Genomic DNA, 23,963 nt, shown 5'->3' on the forward strand with positions numbered 1-23,963 from the left:
ACGACGGAGGCTTGACGGGCCGTCATAGGGTGTGGGACCCTAGCTGCGCGACGCCACCAGTGCGTCGTTTTTTGTTGGGGCTCTCGTTCTCGGTTGAGAACTGGGGCCCTTTTGTTTTTCCCACCAGGCCTCCGGATTCACCTTCCGGGGGCCTTTGTCGTTCCCGGAGGCCCAACCTTGTTGTCCGCTCTTGCTCCCGCCGACCTGTTCGGCGTGCCAGTCTGGATGGCGCTCTGCGTCGTTGCCGTGCTGGTGGCCATGTTGTCGCTCGTCGCGATCGTGGCATGGTGTGTGATCCGCCGGGTTGATCTGGCTGATCTCCCCGCCGCTCTTCTCGGACTGGCCCATGTGATTTCGGCACTGTGCGGCTTCCTGCCGTGGGGGAAGCCGACGCCTCCGCCGGCGCTCCCACAGACGCAGGAGGGGGGTCCGGACCAGGAGAAACCAACGGTGGTCCTGATCCAAGGTGAGGCAGACGGTGCCAAACCTCTGGCGCAGCAGGAGGGGCCGTGAGCGGGTTCTGGCGAGGCGCTGAGCACCGTCTCCGAGTAGAGCGCATTGTCGGGCTGGCCGAGGTGCTGAGGAGCCTGGACGGGCAGCAAGCCACCGCCTTCCTGGCGCGGGTGCTCTACGGCGCGAGCGATGAACTGATAGCCCAGCGACTCGGTACGACGCCTGAAATGGCGAGATGGTTGATCGGCCGGGGCGCCTCTTCCCTACGCCATCCGTCGCGAGCCGTCTCCGTGCGGGATCACCTTGACTCCCTTGGTGAAGCTGTCCTGATCGATGGTGGGCTGCGTGATCTGATTCGGGAATGGCGACTGGAGGAGAGGTTCGCTCCCAAGTGTCGCCAATGCGGTCAGGCCTACTTCCACTCTCGACCCTCGTCAGGTCGGTCGATAGCGGAAGGTCGCCCCCGTGCGTACTGTTCGAACGCTTGCCGTCAGAAGGCGTACCGAGAGCGTCGGCGCGGCGGCAACGGTCAGCGTTCATGAGTCCGCTGCAGGGGTCTTCAGACGCTGCGCTCCCGTCGGTGCAGAGTCGGCGGCCTATCGGTCGGATTGGCGAGCATCCGACGGACGGTCTCCGGGTACCAGCGTTCCCCGCGCTTGGGTCGGATGTCCTCGGCTTCGAGTGCTGCGCAGATCTCACGGAGGGACAGCTCGTCTTCATCTCGAAGCTGGCGGGCACGGGCACGGCCGGCCTGCTCCATCTCGTCCTCGGTCAGTTCCTTCTTGTGGGCCTGCCAGCCGTACGGCGGGGCGCCGTAGGCGTACTGGCCCTTCTCGCCCTTGATGCGGCGGCCGCGGCGGAGCTTGGCCACGGCCATACCGCGGTCCAGCTGGGCAAAGACGCCCCGCCCGAGCAGCAGTTGCGGAGGCGCGTTCCGCGGCGTCGTCCGAGGCGAATTGATCAGTCCGTCCCCGCGTTTCCGCGCGAGGGCGGGGTCGTTCAGAGGTGGAGCTTCTTCACCATGACCGCGTATACCGGCGAGTCGGCGAACGGCCGCTGTTCGCCCACCTTTTCGTAGCCCCACGTCTCGTACAGTTCTCGGACCTTCGGGTGGGTCACGTCGACCAGGAGTACGGCAAGATCCTCGTCGCGCTCCTTCAGTAGCGCCTCGTGCAGGCGATCTGAGATGCCCTGCTTTCGCCACTGCGGGCGCACCATGACCTCGGAGACGGCGTAGGTCTCGGTGTAGCCGTTGTTCGGCTCGAACTCGGTGGAGCGCCACCATTCGCGGCCCGGCTGAAGCGGTGCGCCGTAGGCGAAGCCGGTCGGCTCGTCTCCGTCGAAGGCGACGACGCAGGTGAAGCCGTTCATCCCTGACCAGTGATCAACAAACCAGGGGAACCGCTGGTTGAACTCGTCGTCCATAGCCTCGGCGTAGGCGTCGGCGTGCACGTCGATCAGCATCTGCTTGAAGCCTTCCGAAAGGCTTCCCTGGCCGTAGTGCCGCAGGTCGATCACCCTGGTCACGCTCGACTCCATTCATCTCGCATACGGTCTGCCCAGTTGCGGGCGTACGTCGTGGACGGCGCCAGCCGGAGCAAGTCTCGGTGGAAGTCTCCGATCAGGGTGCGCATTCGTCCAGGTAATGGGGCGCCGTCCATGATCGTGAAGACGGTGGCCGCGGTTGCCGTGGCCTGCTCTGGCTCTCCCTGCCGGAGCAGCGCGAGCGCGAGCTGACACGTGGTCAAGGCGCGGTTGCGTTGGAACCCTGCCGGGATCTTGGCCAGGGCACGGTGTGCCGTTGCCTCGGCTTCTGCAGACTGTCCGTTGTGGTTGAGGATGATGGCCGCGAGGTGATTGAGTTCGGCCGGCCCGTAGAACGCGGTCCACCGGGGGCGCTCGTCCTCGCCCGCCTTTTGAAGGGTTTCCTGCGCCGCGCCAAGGGCTCTCTTGGCGGCCTGTGGGTCTGCAAGTGTCGCGTGGGCTAGGGCGAGTCGGAGGCGGCTCATGGAGCTGAAGAACGGGTCCCTGCGAGCGGCGGGGGAGGCGTTGGCCGCCTGTGCTGCTGCGAGTTGCTCCGGCCAGTTCTTCCGCTGGTAGGCGAGCATGGCCATGTTGATCCACACGCGCATCACCGTGGGCGGGTCTTGAGAGAGGCCGGCGAACGTCGTCGACTGATGGAGATGCCTCTGGGCCGTGTCCAGGTCGCGCAGGTCGATGCATGACCAGGCAGCGATGGTGGTGTACTCGGCGGCAAGTGCATACAGGGCGCGGCGCACGCGCTCGCTGGCGTTCCGCTGCTGGAGATTCAGCACCTCGGCACGGCCTTCGAGGGCCGCGGTCGCCAGGGACTTGTGGCCGCCTTGACGGTCGTCGGCCTCCACGAGCTGGTTCATGCCGACTGCGGCCCGAGCTACATCTGTCATGCCCACTGATCGGCGCTGTTTGGCGATGGGGACGGCGGCGGCTGCCGTTCCGGTAGTGGAAAGCATGAAGTCGCGACGCCGCAAGGGGTCCTCCGGGGGGTGTTGCATGGAGCTGGGTGCGCTGAACCCTAAGTCCGCCACGGGGCAGCCGAACACACGCTCAAGTGCTGCGCAAGTGCGGCCGATTGGACGTCGACTTGACCCGTTGAGCAGGTTGCGGACCGTTCGCGACGAAATCTCCCCTGGTCGACCGATGATCTCTTGTAGTGCCCTATTGAGCTGAGCGGCCAACTCATCCTGTGTGAGGCCGAGTTGATCCATCCGGCTCTGAAGGATGAGGTTCGCTCTCATGTACCGAACGTAGTAGCACCGTCACTCTGTTGCCCAGATCTTGGGCAAGGCGAACGTAAAGTCTTCCGGTTGGTGGGCGTGCACGAAACCGGAACTCTTCCTGTTGCCCTCCGCCCAAGGCTCGTTGACTGGCTATCAGCCGCCGGATCGAGTTCGGCACGGCGGCAGGAGGAGAGCCCGGCCCTGCTTCCCCCGTCAGGGCCGGGCACCCCACGCCGGAGGGAACCTCGTGACCGTGACCGCCGCAAAACCGAATGCGACCGGGGCCCCCGGTTACACCGCGGAGCTGCCATGCGTTCCCGAGTCCGTCAGTCGCGCTCGCGCTCTCGTCTCCAGCGCGCTGGTCGCCTGGGGGATGGGGGACGACTTGGGCGACTGCGGAGAGATCATCGTGTCGGAGCTGCTGACGAACGCCGTCGACCACACTGAGACCCCCCTGACGCAGGTCGTCATCGAGCGTCGGGTCGACAGCTCCGTTCGCATTGGGGTCTCCGACCGATCACAGGTCGCTCCGCGCATGAAGAAGGCCACCGACGACACCGAATGCGGCAGAGGCCTGCACCTGGTCCACGCGCTGAGTTGGCGGTGGGGCTACGACACGCACCACTGGGGCAAGGTCACCTGGGCCGTAATCAAAGCGCCGACAGGGACAAGCCAGTGAGCGCCACAACGGCCCCTGAGTGCCGGGCCGAGAAGTGGACACCCCCGCTCGACGCGGACGGCCTGAAGTTCGTCCTCGCGCGGGTCATAGTGTGGAAGCCGCTCGACGTCGAGGAGATCTTCGACGACCTCGACACGGCGATCGGCAACCAGCCCCCGCCCGTGGCCACGACCGCGGCGCTGGTGGAACGCCTCCGCGGCCACCTGAAGCAGCTCAGTGACATCACTGTCGCTGACGCGAAGTACCCGCCTACCGACGAGATGGTCGGGCTCATCGAGCGTGGACTTCCCCTGCGGGCTGAGCCGACGCCGGCCAATCACCAGCAAGCCGTCGCTCTCGCCCGCCGTCTCGCCTTCGTGACCTCCGATCTCGTCGAGAAGCTGATCGAGGCCCGCTACATCAAGGGGGCCCAGTGACACACGACCCCAACGCCGCCAAGCACCCCGGGGTGACCGCCACGGTGATGGCCGCTCCGCAAGACGCGTACGACTTCTACTACTACGAGCAGCGCATCGCCGACGCCTGGCTCTTGGACAAGAGCATCGCCGTGCGAACGCTGCGCATGCCGTTCCTCGCTGTGCCTGTCGGGGGCTCGCGACGAGGCGGGTATTTCCCCGTCACGTGCCTCTGCTTCGGGCTCCGGGTCCGTGACGTCCTCCTGGAGCAGCCCGGCTTCCCCGACCCACGCTTGCGGTGGTCGCCCTACCCGGACACCTGCCACGTCGTCGAGTGGGGCGAGAGACCGCCGACGCTCTGGGGTGACTGCGATGACGTCACCCTCGGGCGCTTCTACGGCTACAGCGAAGACGCGATAGCCCGGTTCACGAACCGCCGCGCCAGCACCCCGCGCGGCCCCCAAACGCCCTCTTCGGCGGCCCTTCTCCGCTCCCCCGCGGCTCCGTAGGCACCCGCCGAAGAGGGCACCCCCATCCCCCACCGCACGACCGACAGGAAGAGCGACACGCATGTGCCAGCACACGCCCACCTGCCCCACAGCGGAACAGCCGGATCGCGAAGCGGCCAAGCCATTGGCACGCGCCGAGGCTCAGGGATGGACGCTGCTGTGCAACGGCGTCCTGCTCTTCGACGACACCGGCGAGTTGCTGCCCAACGGCACGATCGTCGCCCCGCACCGCCCCACTGTCGCTACGGGAGCAGCAGCGTGAAAACGCTGCCGAGAAGCTGCCTGGTCCCCTACATCACCGCCCGCGAGGGTGAAGAGGCCGACTCTTTCCTCTCCCTGCGCGCCGCCTTCGACCGCACCGGTGCTGCACGCCTGGGCTACTGGGACGAGACCAGGGAAGACCGCGACGTGCGCAGCGTCCTGTGGTCCCGGGTTTCCCAGTCCATCGGAGACGACGGGCTGCCGGCCGGTGAGCCGAAATGGCGCCTGGTCCACCCCGCGCGACAGCGCGAGACCATGCTCAAGCTCCGGTGCCAGGTGTGCGTCGGCGACGCCCGGACTCCCGACGGAATCCTGTTCTTGGAGAGCAAGAAGGACGGCGTGCCCACGTCGAGCACCACGGTTCGGACCGCTCAGCCTCCGGTCTGCCGACGACACGCGCACATGGCCGCGAAGCGGTGCCCCTACCTCGCCGAACACGGGAGCGTCGCGCTGCTGGCGCAGAGCGCACCCCTGTACGGAGTCATCGGCACGCCTCACGCGTACTCCGGCAACGGCGTTCAAGTCCTAGCAGGCAACGACGTCCCCGTTCCCTACGGGGACCCCGCCCTGCGGTGGTTCCTCGCCTCCCAACTCGTGCGCACGTTGCGGGCGTTCACCGTCATGGACCTGGACGACCTCCTGCCGGCCACCTAGACCGCCGCCCGGCCGTCCGGAGCCACACGCCGGACCATCGGACGGCTCCGGCACAGCCCCGTCCCACAGCCGCCCCAACGGCTGCCCGCTGACCTGGAGAGATGGTGCTCACCGCACCCACCTTCCGCAGCATCGAAGGCGCATACCTCGCCTTGCTGCAACTGGCTACGAACAACGCCGAGCACCACATCACCGCCCGCGGCAACGACGCCAGTGAAGTCATCGGCGTCGGGTTCCGGCTGCCCGACCCCCGACAGCGACTCCCTACCTGTCCACGCGCAACTCGCCCGCCTGTTGCGAGGAGAGTAGCCGTGGCCAAGCGCTCCCCGGCCGCGGAGCGCCATGCTGACCTGATCCGCACTGCCCTGTTCGAGGTCGCGCCCGTCGGCATGACGCTCGGACAGCTGATGGGCTCCTGCGAGCTCAGCCGCTGGCAGACCAGACGGGGCCTGGCCATGCTGCGCGACCTGTGCGCCAAACGCGGCTGACCGCCCGCCATTTGGACACGTGACCTGGGCTATCACTTCTGCGCGAGCGAGGCCGAACTGGAGGAAGGGGAACGGGCCTGGCTCAGTGAGAAACTCACACAGTTCCGTCGGATGATCACGGACACGATCGGCCCGCACCTGGCCCTGTTCCCCAAAAGCACGTGGGCCGGCTATCTCAGCGACCAGATGAAGGCGATCGAGTCGAACCTCGCGATGGCCGCCCGACCGCCACACTGACGTCGTCGCATCCAAGACGCTCACCGCAGATTCCAGGAGACCGGGGCCCGGTCCACGCGTCCGCAGCGCTCCCCACCCGGGCCGGGCCCCATCCCCTGATGCACGAGCCCCGCTACCCCTCCGACATGGCCGTTGCCGACACGGCACCAACCTCACGAGATGGCACCATTAGATCTCGATCAGCTGTACACCCACAGCTCGTAGTCGTCCCCGGGAACCCAGCTGCCGAACTTGCATTCATACCTGGTCCACCAGTGGTTCTCGTACCCCATCCTGCCCTGGGAGTTGCACTCGCTCTTCCAGAAGTAGTAGTCGTACAGGTACCATCCCGCGGCTGTCGCAGGGACGGCCGTACTCTCGTGCGCCGACGCAGAGGTGACCTGAGCGGTTGCCGGTGCGGCTTGGGCAGGCCCAGCGAGTCCCCCTACCAAGAGCGCAGACCCCAGCGCCATGCTGACGAGAAAACCACGCTTACGCATGACCTCTTCCCCTTCTCTCGAGTGCATTGCAGGTTCCCAACGCGCTGCTGGAAACCGTCTCGGAGCGGCACCAACAGGTTGCTGTCGGACGGCCGCAGCTTCCCCTCATCACGACCGTTCGGCCAAGGGCCAAAGGTGGACCTTGTTCGTGCTCGCTTCCGGACAAGGATGGCTGGGCTGCTGATCGAGGATCGACGTGATTTGACCTAGCTCGAATAACGACATCTTGGACATGCTCTGCGCCATGCCGCTACGCATCCACTTCACCACTGAGGACATGGCCCGCACCCGTTTCACGGAGGCACCCCGTCCATTTCTTGAGCTGAACATCGCGCTGCGGCAACTACAGGAACGCAGCCATCCGACCCGGTTCGGGTCCTGGAGGCGGGAATCGTTGCGACGCTTGTCCCCAAGGGTGCAGCAGTTGTTCGATCTGATCCCGTCAACGGGCTGGTCGGTGGGCTTCCTCGGCCTCCCGGCGGCCGAGAACATCGGAGAGGCGCTGGATCAGATCCGGGCTATGCCTGCCGCGCGTGTCCGGAAGGACATGGAGGTCTGGGCCGGCCGCGACCATCACCGGCCTGTGCCAGCCTGGACGCAGTCGCTCGGCAGCGACAAAGAGCTGCTGCTGGAGTTGACCGATGTCGCAGCCCACGTGCACCAGCACGTCGTCGCTCCCTACCAGCAGCGCATCGATGCCCTCAGCGCCGCGGACCAGGCACTTCGCAGACGTCAGGCCGCCCACGGCGGACTCCACACCTTGTTGTCCGAACTCAACCCCCGCCACATCAAGTGGAAGCCGCCTGTTCTGGAACTCACCATGGCCGACGGTGCGGACGACGACATTCATCTCTCCGGCCGCGGCCTGCTGCTGATTCCATCGATCTTCGGGGCCGCATCCCCCGTACTGGGCGTGAACGCCGAACCCCAGCCGTATCTGACCTACCCCATCCGCCGTAACAACACAGACCTCGCCCTGCCGCCTACGGAGACCGCACGAGTCCTCAGCACCGTCCCCAACTCCCTGACCGCGCTCCTCGGCCACACCCGGGCCATCGTGCTGTGGACCATCGCCCATCATCCCGGCTGCACCACTACCGAACTCGCCCGCCATACCGGCATCTCCCCGGCCAGCGCCAGCCAGCACGCGACCGTTCTACGCACCGCCCAGCTGACCACCACCACCCGCCACCACAACACCGCCCTCCACACCACAACCCCGCTGGGCGCCAGCCTCCTCAAGACCACCGCTTGAGATCCGCGCCTCACATCCCGCGAGCAGCGCTTTCTCGGCTAGTTTCGCCCCTTCTCGGCGCGTGGACTGGGAGGTTCGGAAACAGCGCTGACGGCTGCCTGGACGAGGCCAGCGTGCAGAGCGGCGAGGCGCTGCAGGTAGCGGCAGGCGGCTTCGTCCTCGACGATCCGGGACGTTCTCGCCGACGCGGGTATCGAGCCGGTCAGGCAGGTGCTCCATGAGCAGCGGGACTACGGCGGCCGCGGCAGCACGAGGCTCGAAGGGATGCCGTGCATGAGCGCAAGGGCGGCCACAACCAGGGTGAGGGCCGTGACGACGGCCGTGGCTGGCTGTACGTTCGCTTTTCCGAGCCGGATCCGGTGTGCCGGATGCCTGGCCAGCCAGCGCAGGGCCAGGCGCTGGGTCCGGGTCACGATCGGGGTGAACACGGCGACCCGGTGCGGCTGTTCGGGCAGGCTGGAACGGCCCAGTCGATCCACCCCCATCGCGTCCGTTCACGGATCAGGACGGGCTCGCAGCCGGCCGCGCAACCGGAGCCGCAGCAGACATGCCCGCCGCGCACGGCGCGGGACCTCTTCCTCTCCCACCGCTGCCGCTGCTGGCCAAACGGGCTCAACTGCTGAGCACTCCCGGCCGCTGGCGGTGTGGAGGAGGTCATGGTGTGCGTCCTTCCAGCAGGTGAGTCGATACGGTGGCGCAGGTGGTGCAGCGGCCATCGCCGTCGGGGTGGGCGCGCCGCGGCGTCGGTCCCGGGCAGGTTCCGCACAGCGGCCACCCGAGGCAGGCCGGGCAGAGGTCTTCGCCGGGGGCGGTTGCGGGAGCACCGCAGCCGGCGCATTCGACGAGCGCCCGGTAGGTCAGGGCCTCGGTCACCGTGCGGGCGGCAGACGCCGTGAATGACCGCTCGGCCGACGGCCACCCCTGTGGCTCGCCGTTCATCACGTCGCCGCGGTGGCGACGGCTGTCCAGCATGGCGGGCGGCGGATAGGCCTGAGCGGCCCGCAGTCGGGCGGCGATGATCGCGCCGACCGTGGTGCGCACCGGCTGCGGCAGGGGCCGGTCGGTGATGACGTGACACAGTTGCTCAGCTCTCCAGCCCGCCTCCAGCATCACCGTGGCCACGCGGCCCTGATCGGTCAGCACCTTGCCGGTCAGCAGGAGTTCCGGACGGCTCGCTCCGATCTCGAGCAGCAGCTGGATCCCCGGATGCATCTCATCCGCCGGGAGCGCAGCCGGCGGGGGCGCTGGTGCGTGCGGCCGGTCCGTCCCTTCGGGTTTGTGCGCGACGTCGCTGCGGTCGCACGGAGGGACGGTGCTGGTGTTCTGCTTGTTGGTGTTCTTTCTGTTGGTGTTCTTAGTGGGGCGATTGACCGATGTCGGGTTATCCATCGGTGGAAAACCCGACATCGGCTCGGACCTGCTGTTTTGCAGGCTGGGCAGATCGGTGATGAAGTACGCGGCCGCGCCGAGCGTGCCGTCGGGGCGGCGCTTACGTTCCCGGAGCAGGAAGCCGTGCTTCTCCAGCTCCTTGAGGCCGCTCTTGACGGCCGCCTCGCCGTCGCGGCTGCGGCGCGCCAGGTCCGTGACGCTCATCCGCCAGCCGTCCCGGTGCGTGCTGATGAGCCCGAAGATTCCCTTCGCCTTGGAGGAAAGCCGTGGGTCGCGGAGCAGGCCGTTGGCGATCTGGGTGAACTGGTCCGCCGCCATCACCCCACGGCGAATCCCCGCCCCTAAACCGTGCGGCGCCTCACTCGCCGGCGCGGAGGCGAACGCTGAGCCCGCCGCCGGGGCAAGGTCGGCGTCGGGGGCGGGGCGGTCCGTGATCGAGTACACGATCTCACCGAGCGTTCCGTCGTCGTGCCTCAGCTGTTCGCGGATGAGGTAGCCGTACCGCTGCAGTTCGCTCAGGCCGCCGCGTACGGCGTCGCGTCCATCGGGTCCGGCGCGCACGAGGTCGGCGACCGTCACGTGCCAGCCGGCGCGGTGGGTGCTGATGTAGCCGAAGATTCCCTTCGCCTTGAAGGAGATCTTGGGGTCGCGGAACAGGCCGTTGGCGATCTGGGTGAACTGGTCCGCCGCCATCGCCCCACGGCGGATCCCTGCCCCGAAGCGGCTCATGGTGCTTCCTCGCGCGCCATATGCGCACGGCCGCCGATGCCGTGGAGCGGACCTGCGGGTGCGAGGTGTCCGGGGCCGCTGTGTGAGGTGACGTGAGCGAGATCCATTCCGTCAGCTCACTCGGCGCCCCCGACCAGGCTGACGGCCACGGCCCCCGACCACCGGTCACGATCCGGCAACATGCGCGGGCTGGCGTGGTCGGGCTCATGGTCGGGCCGACCACGGCCCGTCCGGTGCCCGTCGAAGGATGCGCAGTCGCGGTTGCGCAGCGGCAGCGTCGCTCCGTGCGCATTCGGCTGCGCAACAGTTCCGGGTCCTGCGCACTCGGCATGTGCAGGCGACTGCGCACAGCGGGCAGGCGTCGTCGACGGTGGTCTGCGCACTCGGCACAACCGTGCGCACTGCGCACCCGGGTCTTCCACGGCCTCCTTCCTGGAGCCGGCGCGGGCCCGATCCGTCGGCGGCTTCTCCCCCTGTATCCCGTGGTCTCGCTGGGCCAGTTCCCCGTCCCCACCACCTTCTCGGCGATGTTCGGTTCAGGCCTGCCGGGTCGCCGTCCGGGGCTATGGTCGGGCCGACCATGGCCCCGACCATGGGCTTTGTGTCCTCATCGTGACCGTGGTCGGGGGCTCGTGGTCGGTGGTCGGGTCGGGGTCGGCGGGTTTTCTCGAGGTCAGCAACATCCGTTCTGACCTGGGAGTTTGACCATGTCTCCTGGCAAGCAGGCCTCACCGAGCGAGGCTGCTGAGATGGCGGCCGGCGCCCGGCTGGAGGCGATGCGCCGCCGCGTCCGCCTTTCGCGCCTGGCGGTCTGGACCGTCATCGCGGCGGGCCCCGTCGCCCTGTGCGTCGCCGTCGCCTCCACCCCGGCCACGGTCGAGGCGGCCACCCCAGCCCCGCCTACCTCCGTGCGCACTGCGGCAGCCGCCACGGATCCGGGCGGCTATGCGCAGCTGTTCGTCGACGCGTGGTTGCACAGCAGCGCGGACGACGCGACGAGTGCGCAGGCGCGGCTTGCGCACTCACTCGCGCCGGACGTCGAACTGCCCGACCCGACGGGTGCGCAGTCGACGCCTCAGTCGGTGACGGCGGTGCGCAGTGCGCAGCGCACCGGCGGCGCGTGGTCGGTGACGGTGGCTGCGCAGTACGCCGACGGACGGGTGCGGTACTACGCGGTGCCGGTTTCCGCCGGCGGTGCGGGCTCTTCGTTCACGGTGACCGGTGCGCCGGGCGTGGTGGCCGGTCCGGCCCGGGCCGAGGTCCCGAAGTCGTCGTACAGCGTGGCTGTCCCGGAGGGTGATCTGTCGTCCGCAGTCGGGGAGTTCTTCGCCGCGTACCTGACGGGTGCCGGGGAGGTGAGCCGCTACCTCGCTCCCGGCGTGAGCCTCTCGGCTGTCTCCCCCGCCCCGTACCCGTCGGTCGCCGTCGAGCAGATCTCCGCTGTCGAGGTGGCCGCGGCCGCCGAGCAGGTGCCGGGCGATGGCACGACGGTGCGTGTCCTCGTCCGGGTGGAGGCCCGCGATGCCGGCGGTCGGTGGCCGCTGGCGTACGAGCTCGCGCTCAAGGCCCGATCGGGCCGGTGGGAAGTCGCCGGGCTGGAGTCCGGCACCGCCACAGACGGCGGTGCCCGGTGACCACGGTGCACAGTCTGATGCTCGCCGGGCAGCTGGACGACCTCGGCAACTCGTGGATCAGCATGTTCAAGGACTGGGCGACCAAGGGTCTGCAGGCTGGTCTGCTCGTGCTCGTCGTCGTCATCATGATCCAGAAATTCTCGCTGAAGGCGGGGATCGGCGCCCTGCTGCTGATGGTGATCGCGCTGGGTCTGTACAACTCGCGCAACAGTCTCGCGAACATGTTCGAGGACGAGGTGAAGAACCCGTCCAAGGGCGCACCCGCCGTCCCGGGCATCGTCCAGTCCGAGCTCCCGGTCCCTGGTGGTCATTCGCCCGGCGCTGGGGGCTGGTTGTGAGCGCGGCCGCGGTGCGGGTGGGCCGTTTCTACACCTCCGCCCGCCGCCACCCCTGGGTGCTGGGCAAGGTCGCCGACTGGCGGATCCCGCTCGGCCCGTACACCCCCGCACAGATCGGTGTCGCCGTCATCGGCGGCTTCCTCCTCATCAAGACCATCGCCTGGTGGTCGTGGATGGGCCCGGTCCCGATCGTGGCCTGGCTGATGACGATCTGGGCCGTGCGCCGGCCGAAGATCCGCGGGCGCGCCCCGATGCAGGCCGGGTTGGGCTGGCTGCTGCTTGCCTGGCAGCCTCGTGGAGGGCGGATCGGCGGGCGGGCCGCCCGCGACCGCGGGTCTCGTCCCCTGCTGGGCGGTTTCACGATCGAGGACCCGCCCGCGCTCGCTGCCGCGCCGTCTCGCACGGCTGGGCAGCAGATCGCCCGGGCACCGCGCCCGAGCCCCACCCCGCGGCGCCACACGGAGTCGACGGCTGCCTCTGTGCCGGTGGGCGCGGTGTCGGGTGTGCAGCAGTTGCTCGCGCTGGCCGGGCAGGGCGGGGGCGTGCGGTGAGGGTTCCGATCCGTCATATCGCCGGCCACCTCATCTGGTCAACACACGGCAGTGTGTGGGCGCTCTACCGGCTGCACCCCGGTCCGGACGCACGCGGCCGCCGCGAGGAGACCGTCCAGGGCACGTACGTCCCGGCCGCGGTCCGCGACGAACAGCTCGCGAAGATCACGCACTTGGTCCGTTCGCTGACGGGGGCGCCGCGCCTGTTCGGGCTGTGCGCCCAGGTCGACCCCGGTGAGATCGCCCTGCGCATGATCGAGGGCATCGAGCCCGGTGAGCCGGCGGCCGGCGACGGCCCGCATCCATGGGTGGAGAACGTCGAGGCCACCCTGGACCTGTTGGGCGGGCAGGAGATGCACCGCCGCACGCTGTGGCTGGCGGTACCGCTGCAGCACGATGCCGCCGGCGGGCAGGTGACCGCGTCGCTCGGCGCGATGTGGGCGGACGTCGCGCCGATGCTGGGCATGCGGGCCGCACCCGTGGCCCGACGTGAGGTGACCGCCTACCGCGAGCAGGCCTTGCGGGTGGAGGCCGCGCTCGCCGGCGGCGTCGCCTTCCGCCCGGCCCGCCCGGCGGAGATCGTGTGGACGATCCAGCACGCCCTGCACCGCGGCCTGGACGAGCCGCTGCTCACCGAGGCGGAGACCAGCGACCTGTACGGCGGGCACCTTCGGGAGGGCGTGCTGCGCTCCCCCAGCTACGCCGACCTCGGCCAGGTCCGCCTGCAGGAGGGCGGCATCGGGGCGCTCGACGACGCCGAGGACCTGGCGGGCGCGGACCGGGTCGGCCGGTCGGGCCGCACGGCCTGGTGGCGGCTGAAGACCGGTTCGCCGCTGCGGCGGCGCTGGCTGCAGGTGGAGTGCGACGCCGGGGTGGGCTATCAGGCGCAGTTGGCGCTCGCCGAGTGCCCGCCTGCCGTCAGCCAGGACGCCGCCGACCTGTTCGCGCAGCTGGAGACCTTGGACTTCCCCGTCGACTACACGGTTGACCTCACCCTGGTGCCGGCCGACAAGGCGCGCGATCAGGTGCGGCGCAAGAAGAACGAACTCATCGACCAGGCCGACCAGTACGACGCCCGCCCCACCGGCATGCCGGCTTCGCTGACCGAGGCCGCCCGCGATCTGGGCGAGCTGGACGCCCGCCTGTCCCGCACGTCGGTCGAGGTCGAGGTGCAGTCGGTGACGGTGCTGACCGTGTGGGGGCCGACCGCCGCCGTCTGCGATGCCCGTGCCCGGGCCCTGGCCGCGCTGCTGTCCGGCGCCGACTACCGGGCGGTGCGCCCGGCCGGGTTGCAGGAGGCCTTGTTCACCCTCGGGCTGCCCGGCACCGCACGGCCCGGTGTGGTGCGGGAGTTCACCCAGCATCAGATCTCTGAGGACTGGGCGCTTTCCGGTGCCTTCACGGCCTGCGAGGTGGGCGACCCGGGCGGCATGTTCCTCGGCATCGACCTGGACTGCGGCACCACCCGCCCCGTGATGATCAACGTGGCGGACGCGCCGAAGCAGGACGCCTCCGCCTCCATGGGCGTCATCGGGGATCTCGGCGCGGGCAAGAGCGTCCTGGAAAAGCTGATCTCCGAGGCGGTGTGGGCGCGCGGCGGAGTCGCGATCTGTATCGACCGCACCCCGGTGCGGGAATGGGCGACCTTCGCCCGCACCGCGGCCGCGGGCCGCTGCCAGATCATCGACGCCGCCCAGGCCGAGGTGTCCATCGACCCGCTGCGCATGTTCGACGGCCCCGAAGGCCGCCACTACGCCCTGTCCTACCTCACCTTGCAGCTCGGCATCGGCCCGATGAGCACAGGCGGGGAGGTCCTGCACCACGCCGTCGAACAGGCCGCCGCCGGCGACGCCCCGTCCATGCACCGCGTCCTTCAGGTCCTCGACGAAATGGCCGGGGCACAGGCGGGCAAGCGGCAGGACGCGGCTGCCACCCTCGCCGGTCTCATCCGCGTCGTAGCCGGCAACCCGCTGGCCCGCATGGTGTTCGACCCGACGCTGCCGCCGGTGCGGCTGAACGCCTCCGGCGCCTCCGACATGATCGTGATCACGACGACCGGCCTGAAGCTGCCGCCGAAGGCCGCCTTCGACAACCCCGAGGTCCTGCACCAGCAGCCCCTCGAAGCCTTGATCGGGCGCGCGGTGCTCTACCTGATCGCGGCGATCGCCCGGCAGACCGCGTTCGAGGACCCGGAGCGGTTCACCGCCGTGGTCCTGGACGAGCTGTACTGGCTGACCTCGTCGGCCGAGGGCACCGCCCTGGTCCACGAGATCCTCCACGACGGCCGCAAGCACGGCGCCGGGCTGATCGCCGGGTCGCACGACGCCGAGGAACTCGGCCCCGACCGCGGCCTGATGGCCTATCGGGCGCTGGCCCGCACCGCCAACGGTGAAAGCGCCCGCCGCGGGCTGGAGTTCGTCGGGCTCGACCCGAACGACCCAGAGCTGGTGCGGCTGGTGACCACCGGCCTGTCCCCCGTCGGACAGCTCGGCCGCGAAGGCGAGTTCCTCATCGCCTGCCCGCGGCAGAACACCGGCCGCATCAAGGTCGTCATCCCCCGCATCGCGCGCATCACCGCCTCCATCACCACCACGCCGGGACGCCGCACGAGCGCTGCCCCGCCCTCCGTGCCGGTGGCCGGTGCGGCCGTGGATGCCCGTCCGAAGGAGCACGTTCGATGACCACGTCTTCCTGGGACCGCTCCCGGCGCATCGCCGTGGCCGCGAGCGTCCTCACGGTGATCGCCGTCGTCGCCGGTGCGGTCATCCTCACCCTCGGGGTGACCCTGCCCGAGGCATGGTGGCCGCGCACCGGACAGGCCTTCGCCGCCGGCACCCGCAGCGCGCGCCACGATCCCTGTGCCCGGATCGTCGGCCCGGCCAAGGCGTACTGCGAGCGCGGCCAGCAGACCACGAGCGCCGTCGGCGGCGGCCGGCAGGACATGGCCGGTGCCGTGTGGAGGCTGGTGCCCGCCGGTGCGGGTGTGGCTGCCCTGGTGGTGTGGCGGCGCCGGAGCGTTGCTGGGCAAAGGCGGCGCTGACGTGTGGCGTCCAGACCGCGCGGCTGTGCGTTCGGCCGGCTTCGTCGTGCTGCTCACCGGCGTGTTCGTCCTGGTCAACAGCCAGGTCGTGTATGCGGCTGGCAGCAACAGCGAGACCGGGGACCTGCTCGCCCCGCTCGACATCACCTCCTCCGAGGGCGTGCCGATCGACGGGTACGAGCTGAACGCCGAAGGCGGATCCATCGTCGCCTTCAAGACGCAGGCCCTCGCCTTCATGCTGTCCGGCCTGTTCACCCTGATCCGGTTGCTGGTCGGGCTGGCCGGGTGGGCGATCGAGGTCGCCTTCCGGTTCCCGCTGCTGAAGGTCCTCACCCGGCCGGCGCAGAAGGTCGCCGACACCTACAACGATGTGGTGGTCAACGTCCTCGGGTTGAAGGGGCTGTTGCTGGCCTGGGCGTTCGCTTTTGCCGGGTTCATGATCGTACGCGGGCGGGTCGGGCGCGGCCTGGGCGAAATCTTCCTCACCCTGTTGATCGCGGCGTTCTCCGCCTCGACTCTCATCCGCCCCGACACCCTGCTCGCGCAGGACGGGCCGCTGGGGCAGTCCCAGCAGGTGGCTGCCGAGGTCGCCCAGCAGAGCGTCAATTCCTACGACTGGGGCGGCAAGCTCGCCAGCAAGGGCCCCTGCGACGGCATGGCCGGCCATGCCGAGCTCAAGTGCCTGGAGCGCGAGGGCGAAGGCCCCGTGTCGGCGGCGGAGGTGGCCCGCCCGATCCAGGACTCGATCACCAACGCGCTGATCGTCAAGCCGTACATGCTGCTGCAGTACGGACGCATCCTCGACCCCGCCAAGGAATCCGACCGCGCGGCCTACGCCGTCCATTTGAAATGGATCACCGGTGGATACAAGCCGGGCAGCAGCAGGACCCACGTCACCGACGAGGACAAGGACGCCTGCCACAAGATCATTGGGGAGGCGAAGAAGTACTGTGAACGCGGCCACGCCCACCAGTCCGCCCAGGACGCCGGTGTCTCAACCGGCTTGGAAGGCGGGATTGCGCTTCTTCCCGGCGAATCACTGGCCGATGTCGACAGCGCCGCCTTCAGCGAGGAAGGCCGCCAGTTCACCAGGTTCCTCGACGATCTGAAGAAGGCCGGCCCGGTCGGCAAGGCCTGCGCCGCCTACGCGGAGAAACCCACCTGGTGGCGGGTCGGTGGGGCCGGACTGCTGCTGGTTGCGGCGCTGTTCATCTGCGGCATGCTGCTCTCCTCCGCGATCGTGCTGCTCGCCACCCAGGGCATCTGCGCCGCAGCGGCGGCCGCCGGAGGGATCACCTTCGTCGCGGGCATGCTGCCCGGTCCCGCCCGTCAGTCGGTGTGGAAGTGGCTGTCCCTGTGGGGCATTGCGGTGCTGGCCGTGGTCGGGATCTGCGCGTTCATCCCGTTCTTCGGCATCGCCATCGACGCCACCCTCACCAACGGGCCCGACCTGATGGTGGAACGGATCCTGCTCATCGACGTCCTCGCCATCGCCGGCGCGGCCGGGCACCGCAGGCTCCTGACCGGCATCACCTCCTTTGGCCGCCGCATGGCCATGCGGATGCGCTACGCCAAGGTCGGCGGCACCCACCTGCCCGGCGACACCTCCGAGCTCGGCGCCGCGCTCGCCATGAACTCCCCCGCCGCGCTCGGCAGTTACGGCGGGGGCTTGCGTGCCTTCACCGGCGGCGGGGGCGGCCGGTACGGGATGCTCGGCACCCGCCAGCGGCTGATGGGCGCCCTCGCCTCACTGACCGACGGCGCGGGCATGCCGGTGGACACCGGCAGCGTGCTCGCCGATGCCACCGCCGAGGCCGGGCGCGGGCTCGCCCCGCTCACCGCGGCCGCCGCCGTGGGCGGACTGGGCGCCCGGCTCGGCGCGAAGGGCGCGAACTGGCTGCTGATCGGCCGCCGACCGGACGAAGAGCATCTGGCCAAATGGCGCAAACCCACCGCCGACGGCGACCCGCGCCCCGGCGGCCCGTCCGACGGCCCAGGCGGCGGTTCCGGCGGCGCGGGGCCGCGTCGGCCCGGCGGACCGCCCGACCGCTACCGCAACCAGGACGGGCAGGTCATCGACCGCGACTCCGGCCAGGTGCTGCACGACCAGCACACCGACCGCACGCTGCTGTCGACGCGCGCCCACAACCGGCTGGTGCGCTTGCGCGGCTATCGCATCCTCCACCGGGGCGGCCGCACCGCCTATGGGGCGACCTGGGAGCTGCCGGCCACCGTGCGCCAAGCACGCTCGGGCGGCTCGCGCTACTCCCAGGACGCCCGCCAGCAGCTGCGGGTATGGCGCAACACGGTGCGCGAGGACCGGCAGGCGTGGGGCGATGCGGGCCGGCACACGGCCGCGGTGATGCAGGTCCACAGTGACGACCGCGGCGGCATGGGCCCCTTCGCGAGCCGCCGCCTGCCCACCACCACACCAGCCGCAACCAGCCGTCCCGCCCGGCCGTCCACGGCCGACGGCCCCACCGGCCATGCGAACTCGGCGTCCGCATCGCGCAGCACGCCGACATCCCCGAGCCGGCTCGCGGGCGGCCGTGCCCCGCGTCCGGCAAGCCCTGCACCGAGCAGGACGGGCTCCGGCCTTCCCGGCGCGGGGAGCACGCCCAACACGCCGCGCGACGAGACGCGTGCCCGGATGCGGGACCTGCTGCGGCAGCACGGGCCCGAGGCAGAACCTCAACGCCAGGCCGACCGGCTGCGCGAGATGCGGGCGCAGTGGCAGGCCGAGGACGGGGACGACGAGTGAAGGCGCCGGGCCGCCGCCTGCGGCGGTGGGGATGCGTGATCGTACTGCTGCTGTTCGCCGCCGTGTGCTGCGCGGCTCCTGTCTCAGGGGCGATCAGCGCATACGTGGCGATGCAGGCCGGGTCGCAGGACGACGGCGGGATCGCCGACGGCGGCACCGCGGCAGACATCCCGGCGCGGATGCTGAGCGCCTACAAGAAGGCTGTCCAGCAGGCCGGAAAGTACGTACCGACGTGCCGGGGCATGCGCTGGCCGATCCTGGCCGGGATTGCCAAGGTGGAGTCCAACCATGCCGTCGGTCGCAGCATCGACGACGACGGGGACATCCGCCCGCGCATCTACGGGGTGCTCCTCAACGGCTCGGGGGCGGGCGGCAACACCACCGTCTTCCCGGACACCGACAACGGCCGCTGGGACGGCACCGCCACCGGGGAACGGGCCGTCGGACCTTTTCAGTTCCTGCCCTCCACTTGGGAGGGCATCGGCGAGGACGCGAACAGAGACGGGACGGCTGATCCGCACAACGCTGACGACGCCGCGCTCGGTGCCGCCGTCTATCTGTGCGGCCACGGCCGTGACCTGACGAAGCGTTCGCAGCTGAAGGCCGCGATCCTGCAGTACAACCACTCAGGCGCATACGTCGCCGACGTGCTCGGGTGGATCGACCAGTACACGGCGGCCGCCAAGGCCCCGGACCTGCAGCACGTGTCCGGCAAGGTCCGCACCGTCATCGAGGCGGCCCTCTCCCAGCGCGGTGTGCCCTACGCGTGGGGCGGCGGCAACGCCCACGGCACGTCCTACGGGGTCTGTTGCTCGCCGAACGGCAAGAGCGGCGCGAACATCAAGGGCTTCGACTGCTCCGGGCTGACCCAGTACGCGTACGCGAGGGCCGGCATCCGGCTGCCGCGCACCGCAGCCGCGCAGGCCGGGGCCGGCCGGCGGATCCCCGCCCGTCTCGGCGCCAGTACGCTCCAGGCAGGCGACCTCGTCTTCTACGCCGACGCTCCCGGCCACGACGCGACGATCTATCACGCCGGGATCTACCTGGGCAGCGGACAGATGGTCAACGCCGCCCGGCCGGGCACCGTGGTCCGCCTGGACGCAGTCGACGCGATGCCCGGCTACGCGGGAGGGGCCCGGCTGCTATGACCACCTCCCCAGCGCGCTCGCCGCGCCTGCTGCTGGCCGCCACCCTGCTCCTGGCCGTAGCCGGGATGATGCTGATCAGAGGGCCGGATGCGCCGAGCGCACCCGCCGCCTCGGCACCACCACGGGCGACTGCTCTCCCCTCGGGGCTCCCGGCGCCCGCTCCCGGCAGCCGCGCCCCGCGGAACCGCACGCCCGCGCCAGCCGCTTCCTCGACCACGTCGGCGGAGGACGTCAGCGCGTCCGCGCTGCCGCCGCACGGCGAGGGCGTGGCCGGCGATGCCGCCATCCAGAAGTCGCTGGAGACCGCTTGGCCCGCCGACCTTGCCGCCGCCGACGAGCGCAAGCTCCTCGCGGCCGGCCGCGGCCTGCTGCGGGCGGACGCCACCGGGATCGGCCGCTCCACGTGGCCCGCGCTCTTCGGCAACCCGCACCAGGCGATCGCACCGGCCTTCGCCACCGCCCGCTTCCGCATCCAGGCCGCCATCGCCCGCCGGGACGGCAGCCCCAACAAGGCGGTGGTGCACCTGGTGTGGGCAGGCGCCGACCGCGGCGGCACCTACACCGACCGGCGCATCACCGACTGGTACTTCGCACGCACGTCGACGAAAGGAGGGTCCCCGTGGACGCCGCAGCCCCGTATCTGACCGACCGGGCGGATGACACGGCGGCCGGTCAGGTTCTCGGTCTGCTGGCCGGCCTGGCCGACGCCGCCGGCTGGGTGATCACCCACTGGTACGTGCCCGTGGCGGCCGCGCTCGCCTGCTGGGCGGTGAGCGCGATGGTGGTGCGACGTCTGGCACGGAAGGCGTCGGCCGAGCGGATGGCGCTGGAACTCGTTGCGTCGCGGCTCTTCGACCCCGGCCTGGAGGAGATCTTCCGCCGCGGGGTCCAACTGGCCCGGGCCTCGACGAGCATGCCGTGGTGGGCGCCCAGGCGGTCGAAGGCGGTGCAGATCCGGCTGCGCGCCGACGGCTCCAGCCCGCTCTGCTACCGGATCGAGGGTCCCGCGGGCGGCGAACGCCTGTTGTCGATCACGCCCTTCGGGCCGGCCGTCACCGTGAAGCGGGCCCGTCCCCTGGTCGACAAGCCGCGTGCGCATGTGGTGCGGGCGGAGTTCATCCTGCGCGGCAAGCCCACCGCCCCGCTGCGGGACGTTCCACTGGACCCGGACCCGCTGCAGCCGCTGATCGACGCCGTCTCCGATCTGCGGGCGGAGCTGGGTGACCTGGCCGAGATACGGCTCGACATCCAGCGGGCTCCCAAGTGGGCGTTGCGGGCGCGGCGTCTGCAGCTGATGTCGGAGGCCCGTCGCCGGGAGCGGCGCGAGGCACAGCGGGCGGCCCGGTGGGTGCGCCACGACGCCACCGGCATCGAGGACTCCCTGGCCTGGCAGTTGCAGCAACTGGTCAGTGGGAAGCAGGGCGGGGGCGGGCGCCGTCTGGTCATGCCGCCGGTGCCCCGCCGGGTGGACCCCGCGGAAGCTTTGGGCAAGCTCGCCGATGACGACCACCTCGTGCGGGTGCAGCTGCTGGTGATGTGCGCCTCGAACACCGAAGGCCGCGCCCAGGCCCGGCTCGCCCAGCTCCAGGCCGCCTTCGACGTGTTCGGCGGCGGCTCACGGTGGGCGATGCGCGGCTGGCGGGTGGGCCCATGGCGGCTCGGGGCAGACCACTGGCCCAGCCGCCGCGGCTTCGAGCGCCGCTGGAATCTGGGGCACTGCCAGCCTCCCCGCCCGAACTGGGTGCGCCTGGAGGAACTGTGCGGCCTGCTCAAGCCGCCCACGGTGCACTGCCGGCTGCCGCTGCTCGCCGGGGACCTGCCGACCTTCGAGTTCAACAACCCCGAGCTGCTGCTGCAGGGCATCTACCGCGCCCCCGACGGCCGCCGGCGCCTGGTAGCCAGCTACGCGAAGGAGACGCTGTTCGAGGTCGGGGTGGGCAAGGCGGGCGGCGGCAAGACCGAACGCGCCCTCGCGCAGGCGATCGGCTGGGCCCACGCCGGAGGCGGGCTCATGTTCGTCGACCCGCACCGCGACTCCTGGCCCCGCGCCCTGCCGTTCCTGGCCCACGACGCGCTGATGCAGCGGATCGCGCTCATCGACCTCAACGCCAACGGCCCTGCTCCGCAGGTGAGTTGCTGGAACCCGCTCGGCATGCACCAAGGGCAGGTGGCGCACGAGGTCGTCGAGGCCACCACGGACGCCTTCGCGTCCGCGCTGGGCTGGGACGACGCGAGCGCACCGCGCGCGCTGACCATCCTCACCGCCGCCCTGGCGGTGCTGGTGGCCGTCAACGAAGCCGCCTGCCAGGCCGGGCGGCCCGAGGACCAGGCCACCGTCTTCCATGTGCGGGCGCTGCTCACCGACCCGGACTTCCGCGCCGCGGCGCTCGCCGGGGTGCAGGGGCGGCTGGATGAGGAGACCCGCTCGTGGTGGCAGGCGGTGTTCCCGACGCTGCCCGCCGACGCGTTCGCCGTGGTCCTCAACCCGATCGCCCGCCTCGCCGCCAACCCGGTCACCCGCGCGTTCCTCGGCCAACCGGCCGGCGTCTACAACATCCGCGGCGCGATGGACTCGAAGATGATCGTGTGGGTATGCCCGGGCGGCAACGGGCCCACCGACCGGCTGATCACCGCCCTGCTCGCCCGGGATCTGCTGCGCGCCGTGCGCTCCCGCCGCGACACCCCCGAAGCCCAGCGAGTGCCGTTCCGCCCCTACTTCGACGAACTGATCACCTTGACCGGCGCAGCCCCCGAGACGATCGCCTCGATGTTCGAGGACTTCCGCAAGTACAAGGTCCACGTCCACGGCATGACGCAGCTGCTGGCCCGCCTGCCCATCCCCGTACGGCTGTCCCTGATCCAGAACGCCTCCACCCTGGCCTCCACCGCCGGCTCGCAGTCCGCCATCGCCCCGATCACCGCGGAATGGGGCGACCGCCCCGGCCCCGACATCGTCGCTGCCCTGGACCGCTTCGAGCACTACATGTCACTGACCGTCCGGGGACGTCGCGTCGGCCCCGTCCGCATCACCGGCCCGCACCTCGACGACGTCTTCGCCGACTACGCCCGCCCCCGCCAGACGGCCGCGCTGGAGCGCGCCGCCCGCGCCACGGCCGGCGCCGCACCGCTGGACCAGCTCACGACACTCGCCACCGGCCAACTGGCCCGGGTGGGCGGCTTTCTCGCCCAGCAGGCCCCCACCACCCCGCCCGCCGTACAACTAGAGAAGAGGTACAAGTGACCACCGCCTTCGAGACCGGGGTGCCCGGTCACACGCCGAGTCCGGTCGAGCCGCTGCCGCATCAGCTTCTGGCGGTACTGGGGCAGCACCGGATGGCGACCACCCGTCAAATCCACGACCTGCTGCGCCCCGGCGCGGCGCGGCAGACCGTCTCCGCACCGTTGAACAAGCTGCGCCGCGAGGGCCTGGTGGACTACGCGGTGCTGCCGCGATCCAACCGGTCACGTGCCTGGTATCTGACCGGGGAAGGGGCCCGGCTGGTGCGGGACTTCCCCGCGCTCCGGGGCCGCCCGCCGTATCCGATCACCTCGGCCACGGCCGCCTCGGTGAAGACCCCGCACACGCTCACCGTGGTCCGCACCCATCTGGCCTTCGTCGCCGACGCCCGCCGACGCGGCGACGAACACGGCCATCTCGACTGGACCCCCGAGGTCTCCCACCCACTCAGTGACGGCGGGCGGGTCATCGCCGATGCGGTCATGCACTACACGCTCATCGACGAGGAACTCCGCACGAAGCTGCGGGCGTTCGTCGAAATCGACCGCTCCACCATGAGCAGTGAACGCCTGGCGGTGAAGCTGATCGAGTACGCGCGGCTGTGGACGTATGAACCGCAGCCGGTCGGCCGCTCGCGCCCCCGGCCGCAGCCCGGCACCGGTGCGCTCTGGCTGCGCTGGTATCCGGTCTTCCCTCGGGTGCTGTTCGTCCTCACCGGAGCCTCCCGATACGTACTGGACCACCGGATCAGCGACCTGCAGGCCATGGTCGCCCAGCACCCGCTGGTCGCCGCACTCGCCCGCGACGTGCCGCTCGGCGCCGCCGTCCTCGACGACCTCGAAGCCCAGGGCCCCCGCGGGCCGGTGTGGGCACCGCTGACCGGCGGCGAGCGTCGCCCCTGGAGCGAACTGTGAGGCCGCGACAGCCTTCACGACTCAAGGCCGCAGCCCTGAAATTCCTTCCGAA

24 protein-coding genes are annotated in these 23,963 nt (G+C 70.3%); 19 read left to right on the top strand and 5 right to left on the bottom strand.

What is annotated here, in order from left to right; translation table 11 throughout:
- Positions 1 to 180 precede the first annotated feature (180 nt).
- Complete coding sequence (locus tag AB5J56_RS00150; protein ID WP_369228778.1) at positions 181 to 513, top strand: hypothetical protein; 333 nt, start codon at positions 181 to 183, stop codon at positions 511 to 513.
- A 499-nt stretch (positions 514 to 1,012) separates the two neighbouring features.
- Here the strand turns inward: AB5J56_RS00150 and AB5J56_RS00155 are convergent, their stop codons facing one another.
- The 3 genes from AB5J56_RS00155 to AB5J56_RS00165 form a co-directional block, all read right to left on the bottom strand.
- Positions 1,013 to 1,324: a recombinase family protein gene (locus tag AB5J56_RS00155; RefSeq protein ID WP_369228779.1), complete on the bottom strand. Its 312-nt coding sequence runs from the start codon at positions 1,322 to 1,324 to the stop codon at positions 1,013 to 1,015.
- Positions 1,325 to 1,452: 128 nt separating this feature from the next.
- Positions 1,453 to 1,980 carry a GNAT family N-acetyltransferase gene (locus AB5J56_RS00160; protein WP_369228780.1) on the bottom strand — a complete coding sequence of 176 codons (528 nt, stop codon included), beginning with the start codon at positions 1,978 to 1,980 and terminating at the stop codon, positions 1,453 to 1,455.
- The gene (locus tag AB5J56_RS00165; RefSeq protein ID WP_369228781.1) at positions 1,977 to 2,849 is read right to left on the bottom strand and encodes an XRE family transcriptional regulator; all 873 of its coding nucleotides are present in this window, start codon (positions 2,847 to 2,849) and stop codon (positions 1,977 to 1,979) included. Before AB5J56_RS00165 ends, AB5J56_RS00160 begins: the two co-directional genes overlap by 4 nt.
- A 616-nt stretch (positions 2,850 to 3,465) precedes the next feature.
- On the opposite strand from AB5J56_RS00165, the gene AB5J56_RS00170 reads away from it, so the two are divergent.
- The 8 genes from AB5J56_RS00170 (at position 3,466) to AB5J56_RS00205 (ending at position 8,169) form a co-directional block, all read left to right on the top strand.
- Positions 3,466 to 3,891, top strand: coding sequence for an ATP-binding protein (locus AB5J56_RS00170; protein ID WP_369228782.1), 426 nt, complete (start codon positions 3,466 to 3,468; stop codon positions 3,889 to 3,891).
- Positions 3,888 to 4,307 (top strand): DUF6415 family natural product biosynthesis protein, encoded by a 420-nt coding sequence (locus AB5J56_RS00175; RefSeq protein ID WP_369228783.1) that lies wholly within the window; start codon positions 3,888 to 3,890, stop codon positions 4,305 to 4,307. The genes AB5J56_RS00170 and AB5J56_RS00175 overlap by 4 nt, the downstream gene beginning before the upstream one ends.
- Positions 4,304 to 4,795, top strand: coding sequence for a DUF6302 family protein (locus AB5J56_RS00180; protein WP_369228784.1), 492 nt, complete (start codon positions 4,304 to 4,306; stop codon positions 4,793 to 4,795). Before AB5J56_RS00175 ends, AB5J56_RS00180 begins: the two co-directional genes overlap by 4 nt.
- 61 nt (positions 4,796 to 4,856) lie before the next feature.
- The gene (locus AB5J56_RS00185) at positions 4,857 to 5,057 is read left to right on the top strand and encodes a DUF5999 family protein (protein WP_369228785.1); all 201 of its coding nucleotides are present in this window, start codon (positions 4,857 to 4,859) and stop codon (positions 5,055 to 5,057) included.
- A complete protein-coding gene (locus AB5J56_RS00190; RefSeq protein WP_369228787.1) occupies positions 5,054 to 5,710 on the top strand; it encodes a hypothetical protein in 657 nt (218 codons plus the stop codon). Before AB5J56_RS00185 ends, AB5J56_RS00190 begins: the two co-directional genes overlap by 4 nt.
- A gap of 101 nt (positions 5,711 to 5,811) precedes the next feature.
- Positions 5,812 to 6,198, top strand: a complete 387-nt coding sequence (locus tag AB5J56_RS00195) for a hypothetical protein (protein WP_369228788.1) — start codon at positions 5,812 to 5,814, stop codon at positions 6,196 to 6,198.
- 111 nt (positions 6,199 to 6,309) lie between these two features.
- Positions 6,310 to 6,435, top strand: coding sequence for a hypothetical protein (locus AB5J56_RS00200; protein ID WP_369228789.1), 126 nt, complete (start codon positions 6,310 to 6,312; stop codon positions 6,433 to 6,435).
- A gap of 903 nt (positions 6,436 to 7,338) precedes the next feature.
- Positions 7,339 to 8,169, top strand: a complete 831-nt coding sequence (locus AB5J56_RS00205; RefSeq protein ID WP_369228790.1) for a winged helix-turn-helix domain-containing protein — start codon at positions 7,339 to 7,341, stop codon at positions 8,167 to 8,169.
- 230 nt (positions 8,170 to 8,399) lie between these two features.
- On the opposite strand, the gene AB5J56_RS00210 is transcribed toward AB5J56_RS00205, so the two are convergent.
- Both AB5J56_RS00210 and AB5J56_RS00215 read right to left on the bottom strand, forming a co-directional pair.
- Positions 8,400 to 8,648 carry a hypothetical protein gene (locus AB5J56_RS00210; protein ID WP_369228791.1) on the bottom strand — a complete coding sequence of 83 codons (249 nt, stop codon included), beginning with the start codon at positions 8,646 to 8,648 and terminating at the stop codon, positions 8,400 to 8,402.
- A 175-nt stretch (positions 8,649 to 8,823) separates the two neighbouring features.
- Positions 8,824 to 10,287, bottom strand: a complete 1,464-nt coding sequence (locus AB5J56_RS00215) for a helix-turn-helix domain-containing protein (RefSeq protein WP_369228792.1) — start codon at positions 10,285 to 10,287, stop codon at positions 8,824 to 8,826.
- Positions 10,288 to 10,994: 707 nt separating this feature from the next.
- Here AB5J56_RS00215 and AB5J56_RS00220 point away from each other — a divergent pair.
- Genes AB5J56_RS00220 through AB5J56_RS00265 form a run of 10 tightly spaced genes read left to right on the top strand, consistent with a single transcriptional unit; the run spans position 10,995 to position 23,911 of the window.
- A complete protein-coding gene (locus AB5J56_RS00220; protein WP_369228793.1) occupies positions 10,995 to 11,921 on the top strand; it encodes a conjugal transfer protein in 927 nt (308 codons plus the stop codon).
- Positions 11,918 to 12,259, top strand: a complete 342-nt coding sequence (locus AB5J56_RS00225; protein WP_369228794.1) for a hypothetical protein — start codon at positions 11,918 to 11,920, stop codon at positions 12,257 to 12,259. Before AB5J56_RS00220 ends, AB5J56_RS00225 begins: the two co-directional genes overlap by 4 nt.
- Positions 12,256 to 12,810, top strand: a complete 555-nt coding sequence (locus AB5J56_RS00230) for a hypothetical protein (RefSeq protein ID WP_369228795.1) — start codon at positions 12,256 to 12,258, stop codon at positions 12,808 to 12,810. The genes AB5J56_RS00225 and AB5J56_RS00230 overlap by 4 nt, the downstream gene beginning before the upstream one ends.
- Entirely contained in the window at positions 12,807 to 15,491 is a 2,685-nt protein-coding gene (locus AB5J56_RS00235; RefSeq protein WP_369228796.1) for an ATP-binding protein, read from the top strand. Before AB5J56_RS00230 ends, AB5J56_RS00235 begins: the two co-directional genes overlap by 4 nt.
- The gene (locus tag AB5J56_RS00240) at positions 15,488 to 15,850 is read left to right on the top strand and encodes a hypothetical protein (RefSeq protein ID WP_369228797.1); all 363 of its coding nucleotides are present in this window, start codon (positions 15,488 to 15,490) and stop codon (positions 15,848 to 15,850) included. The genes AB5J56_RS00235 and AB5J56_RS00240 overlap by 4 nt, the downstream gene beginning before the upstream one ends.
- Before the next feature lies 1 nt (position 15,851).
- Positions 15,852 to 18,611, top strand: coding sequence for a hypothetical protein (locus AB5J56_RS00245; RefSeq protein WP_369228799.1), 2,760 nt, complete (start codon positions 15,852 to 15,854; stop codon positions 18,609 to 18,611).
- 35 nt (positions 18,612 to 18,646) lie between these two features.
- Complete coding sequence (locus AB5J56_RS00250; RefSeq protein WP_369228800.1) at positions 18,647 to 19,759, top strand: C40 family peptidase; 1,113 nt, start codon at positions 18,647 to 18,649, stop codon at positions 19,757 to 19,759.
- Positions 19,756 to 20,403: a hypothetical protein gene (locus tag AB5J56_RS00255; protein ID WP_369228801.1), complete on the top strand. Its 648-nt coding sequence runs from the start codon at positions 19,756 to 19,758 to the stop codon at positions 20,401 to 20,403. Before AB5J56_RS00250 ends, AB5J56_RS00255 begins: the two co-directional genes overlap by 4 nt.
- The gene (locus tag AB5J56_RS00260) at positions 20,379 to 23,000 is read left to right on the top strand and encodes an ATP/GTP-binding protein (RefSeq protein ID WP_369228802.1); all 2,622 of its coding nucleotides are present in this window, start codon (positions 20,379 to 20,381) and stop codon (positions 22,998 to 23,000) included. Before AB5J56_RS00255 ends, AB5J56_RS00260 begins: the two co-directional genes overlap by 25 nt.
- The gene (locus AB5J56_RS00265) at positions 22,997 to 23,911 is read left to right on the top strand and encodes a replication-relaxation family protein (RefSeq protein ID WP_369228803.1); all 915 of its coding nucleotides are present in this window, start codon (positions 22,997 to 22,999) and stop codon (positions 23,909 to 23,911) included. Before AB5J56_RS00260 ends, AB5J56_RS00265 begins: the two co-directional genes overlap by 4 nt.
- Positions 23,912 to 23,963 lie beyond the last annotated feature (52 nt).

Source organism: Streptomyces sp. R21, from assembly GCF_041051975.1.
Lineage (GTDB): Bacteria > Actinomycetota > Actinomycetes > Streptomycetales > Streptomycetaceae > Streptomyces.

Coding starts and splice junctions, on each gene's coding strand:
- AB5J56_RS00165 (WP_369228781.1), bottom strand. CDS start 2,849: ATGAACCAGCTCGTGGAGGCCGACGACCGTCAAGGCGGCCACAAGTCC.
- AB5J56_RS00185 (WP_369228785.1), top strand. CDS start 4,857: ATGTGCCAGCACACGCCCACCTGCCCCACAGCGGAACAGCCGGATCGC.
- AB5J56_RS00195 (WP_369228788.1), top strand. CDS start 5,812: ATGGTGCTCACCGCACCCACCTTCCGCAGCATCGAAGGCGCATACCTC.
- AB5J56_RS00200 (WP_369228789.1), top strand. CDS start 6,310: ATGATCACGGACACGATCGGCCCGCACCTGGCCCTGTTCCCCAAAAGC.
- AB5J56_RS00215 (WP_369228792.1), bottom strand. CDS start 10,287: ATGAGCCGCTTCGGGGCAGGGATCCGCCGTGGGGCGATGGCGGCGGAC.
- AB5J56_RS00220 (WP_369228793.1), top strand. CDS start 10,995: ATGTCTCCTGGCAAGCAGGCCTCACCGAGCGAGGCTGCTGAGATGGCG.
- AB5J56_RS00240 (WP_369228797.1), top strand. CDS start 15,488: ATGACCACGTCTTCCTGGGACCGCTCCCGGCGCATCGCCGTGGCCGCG.
- AB5J56_RS00255 (WP_369228801.1), top strand. CDS start 19,756: ATGACCACCTCCCCAGCGCGCTCGCCGCGCCTGCTGCTGGCCGCCACC.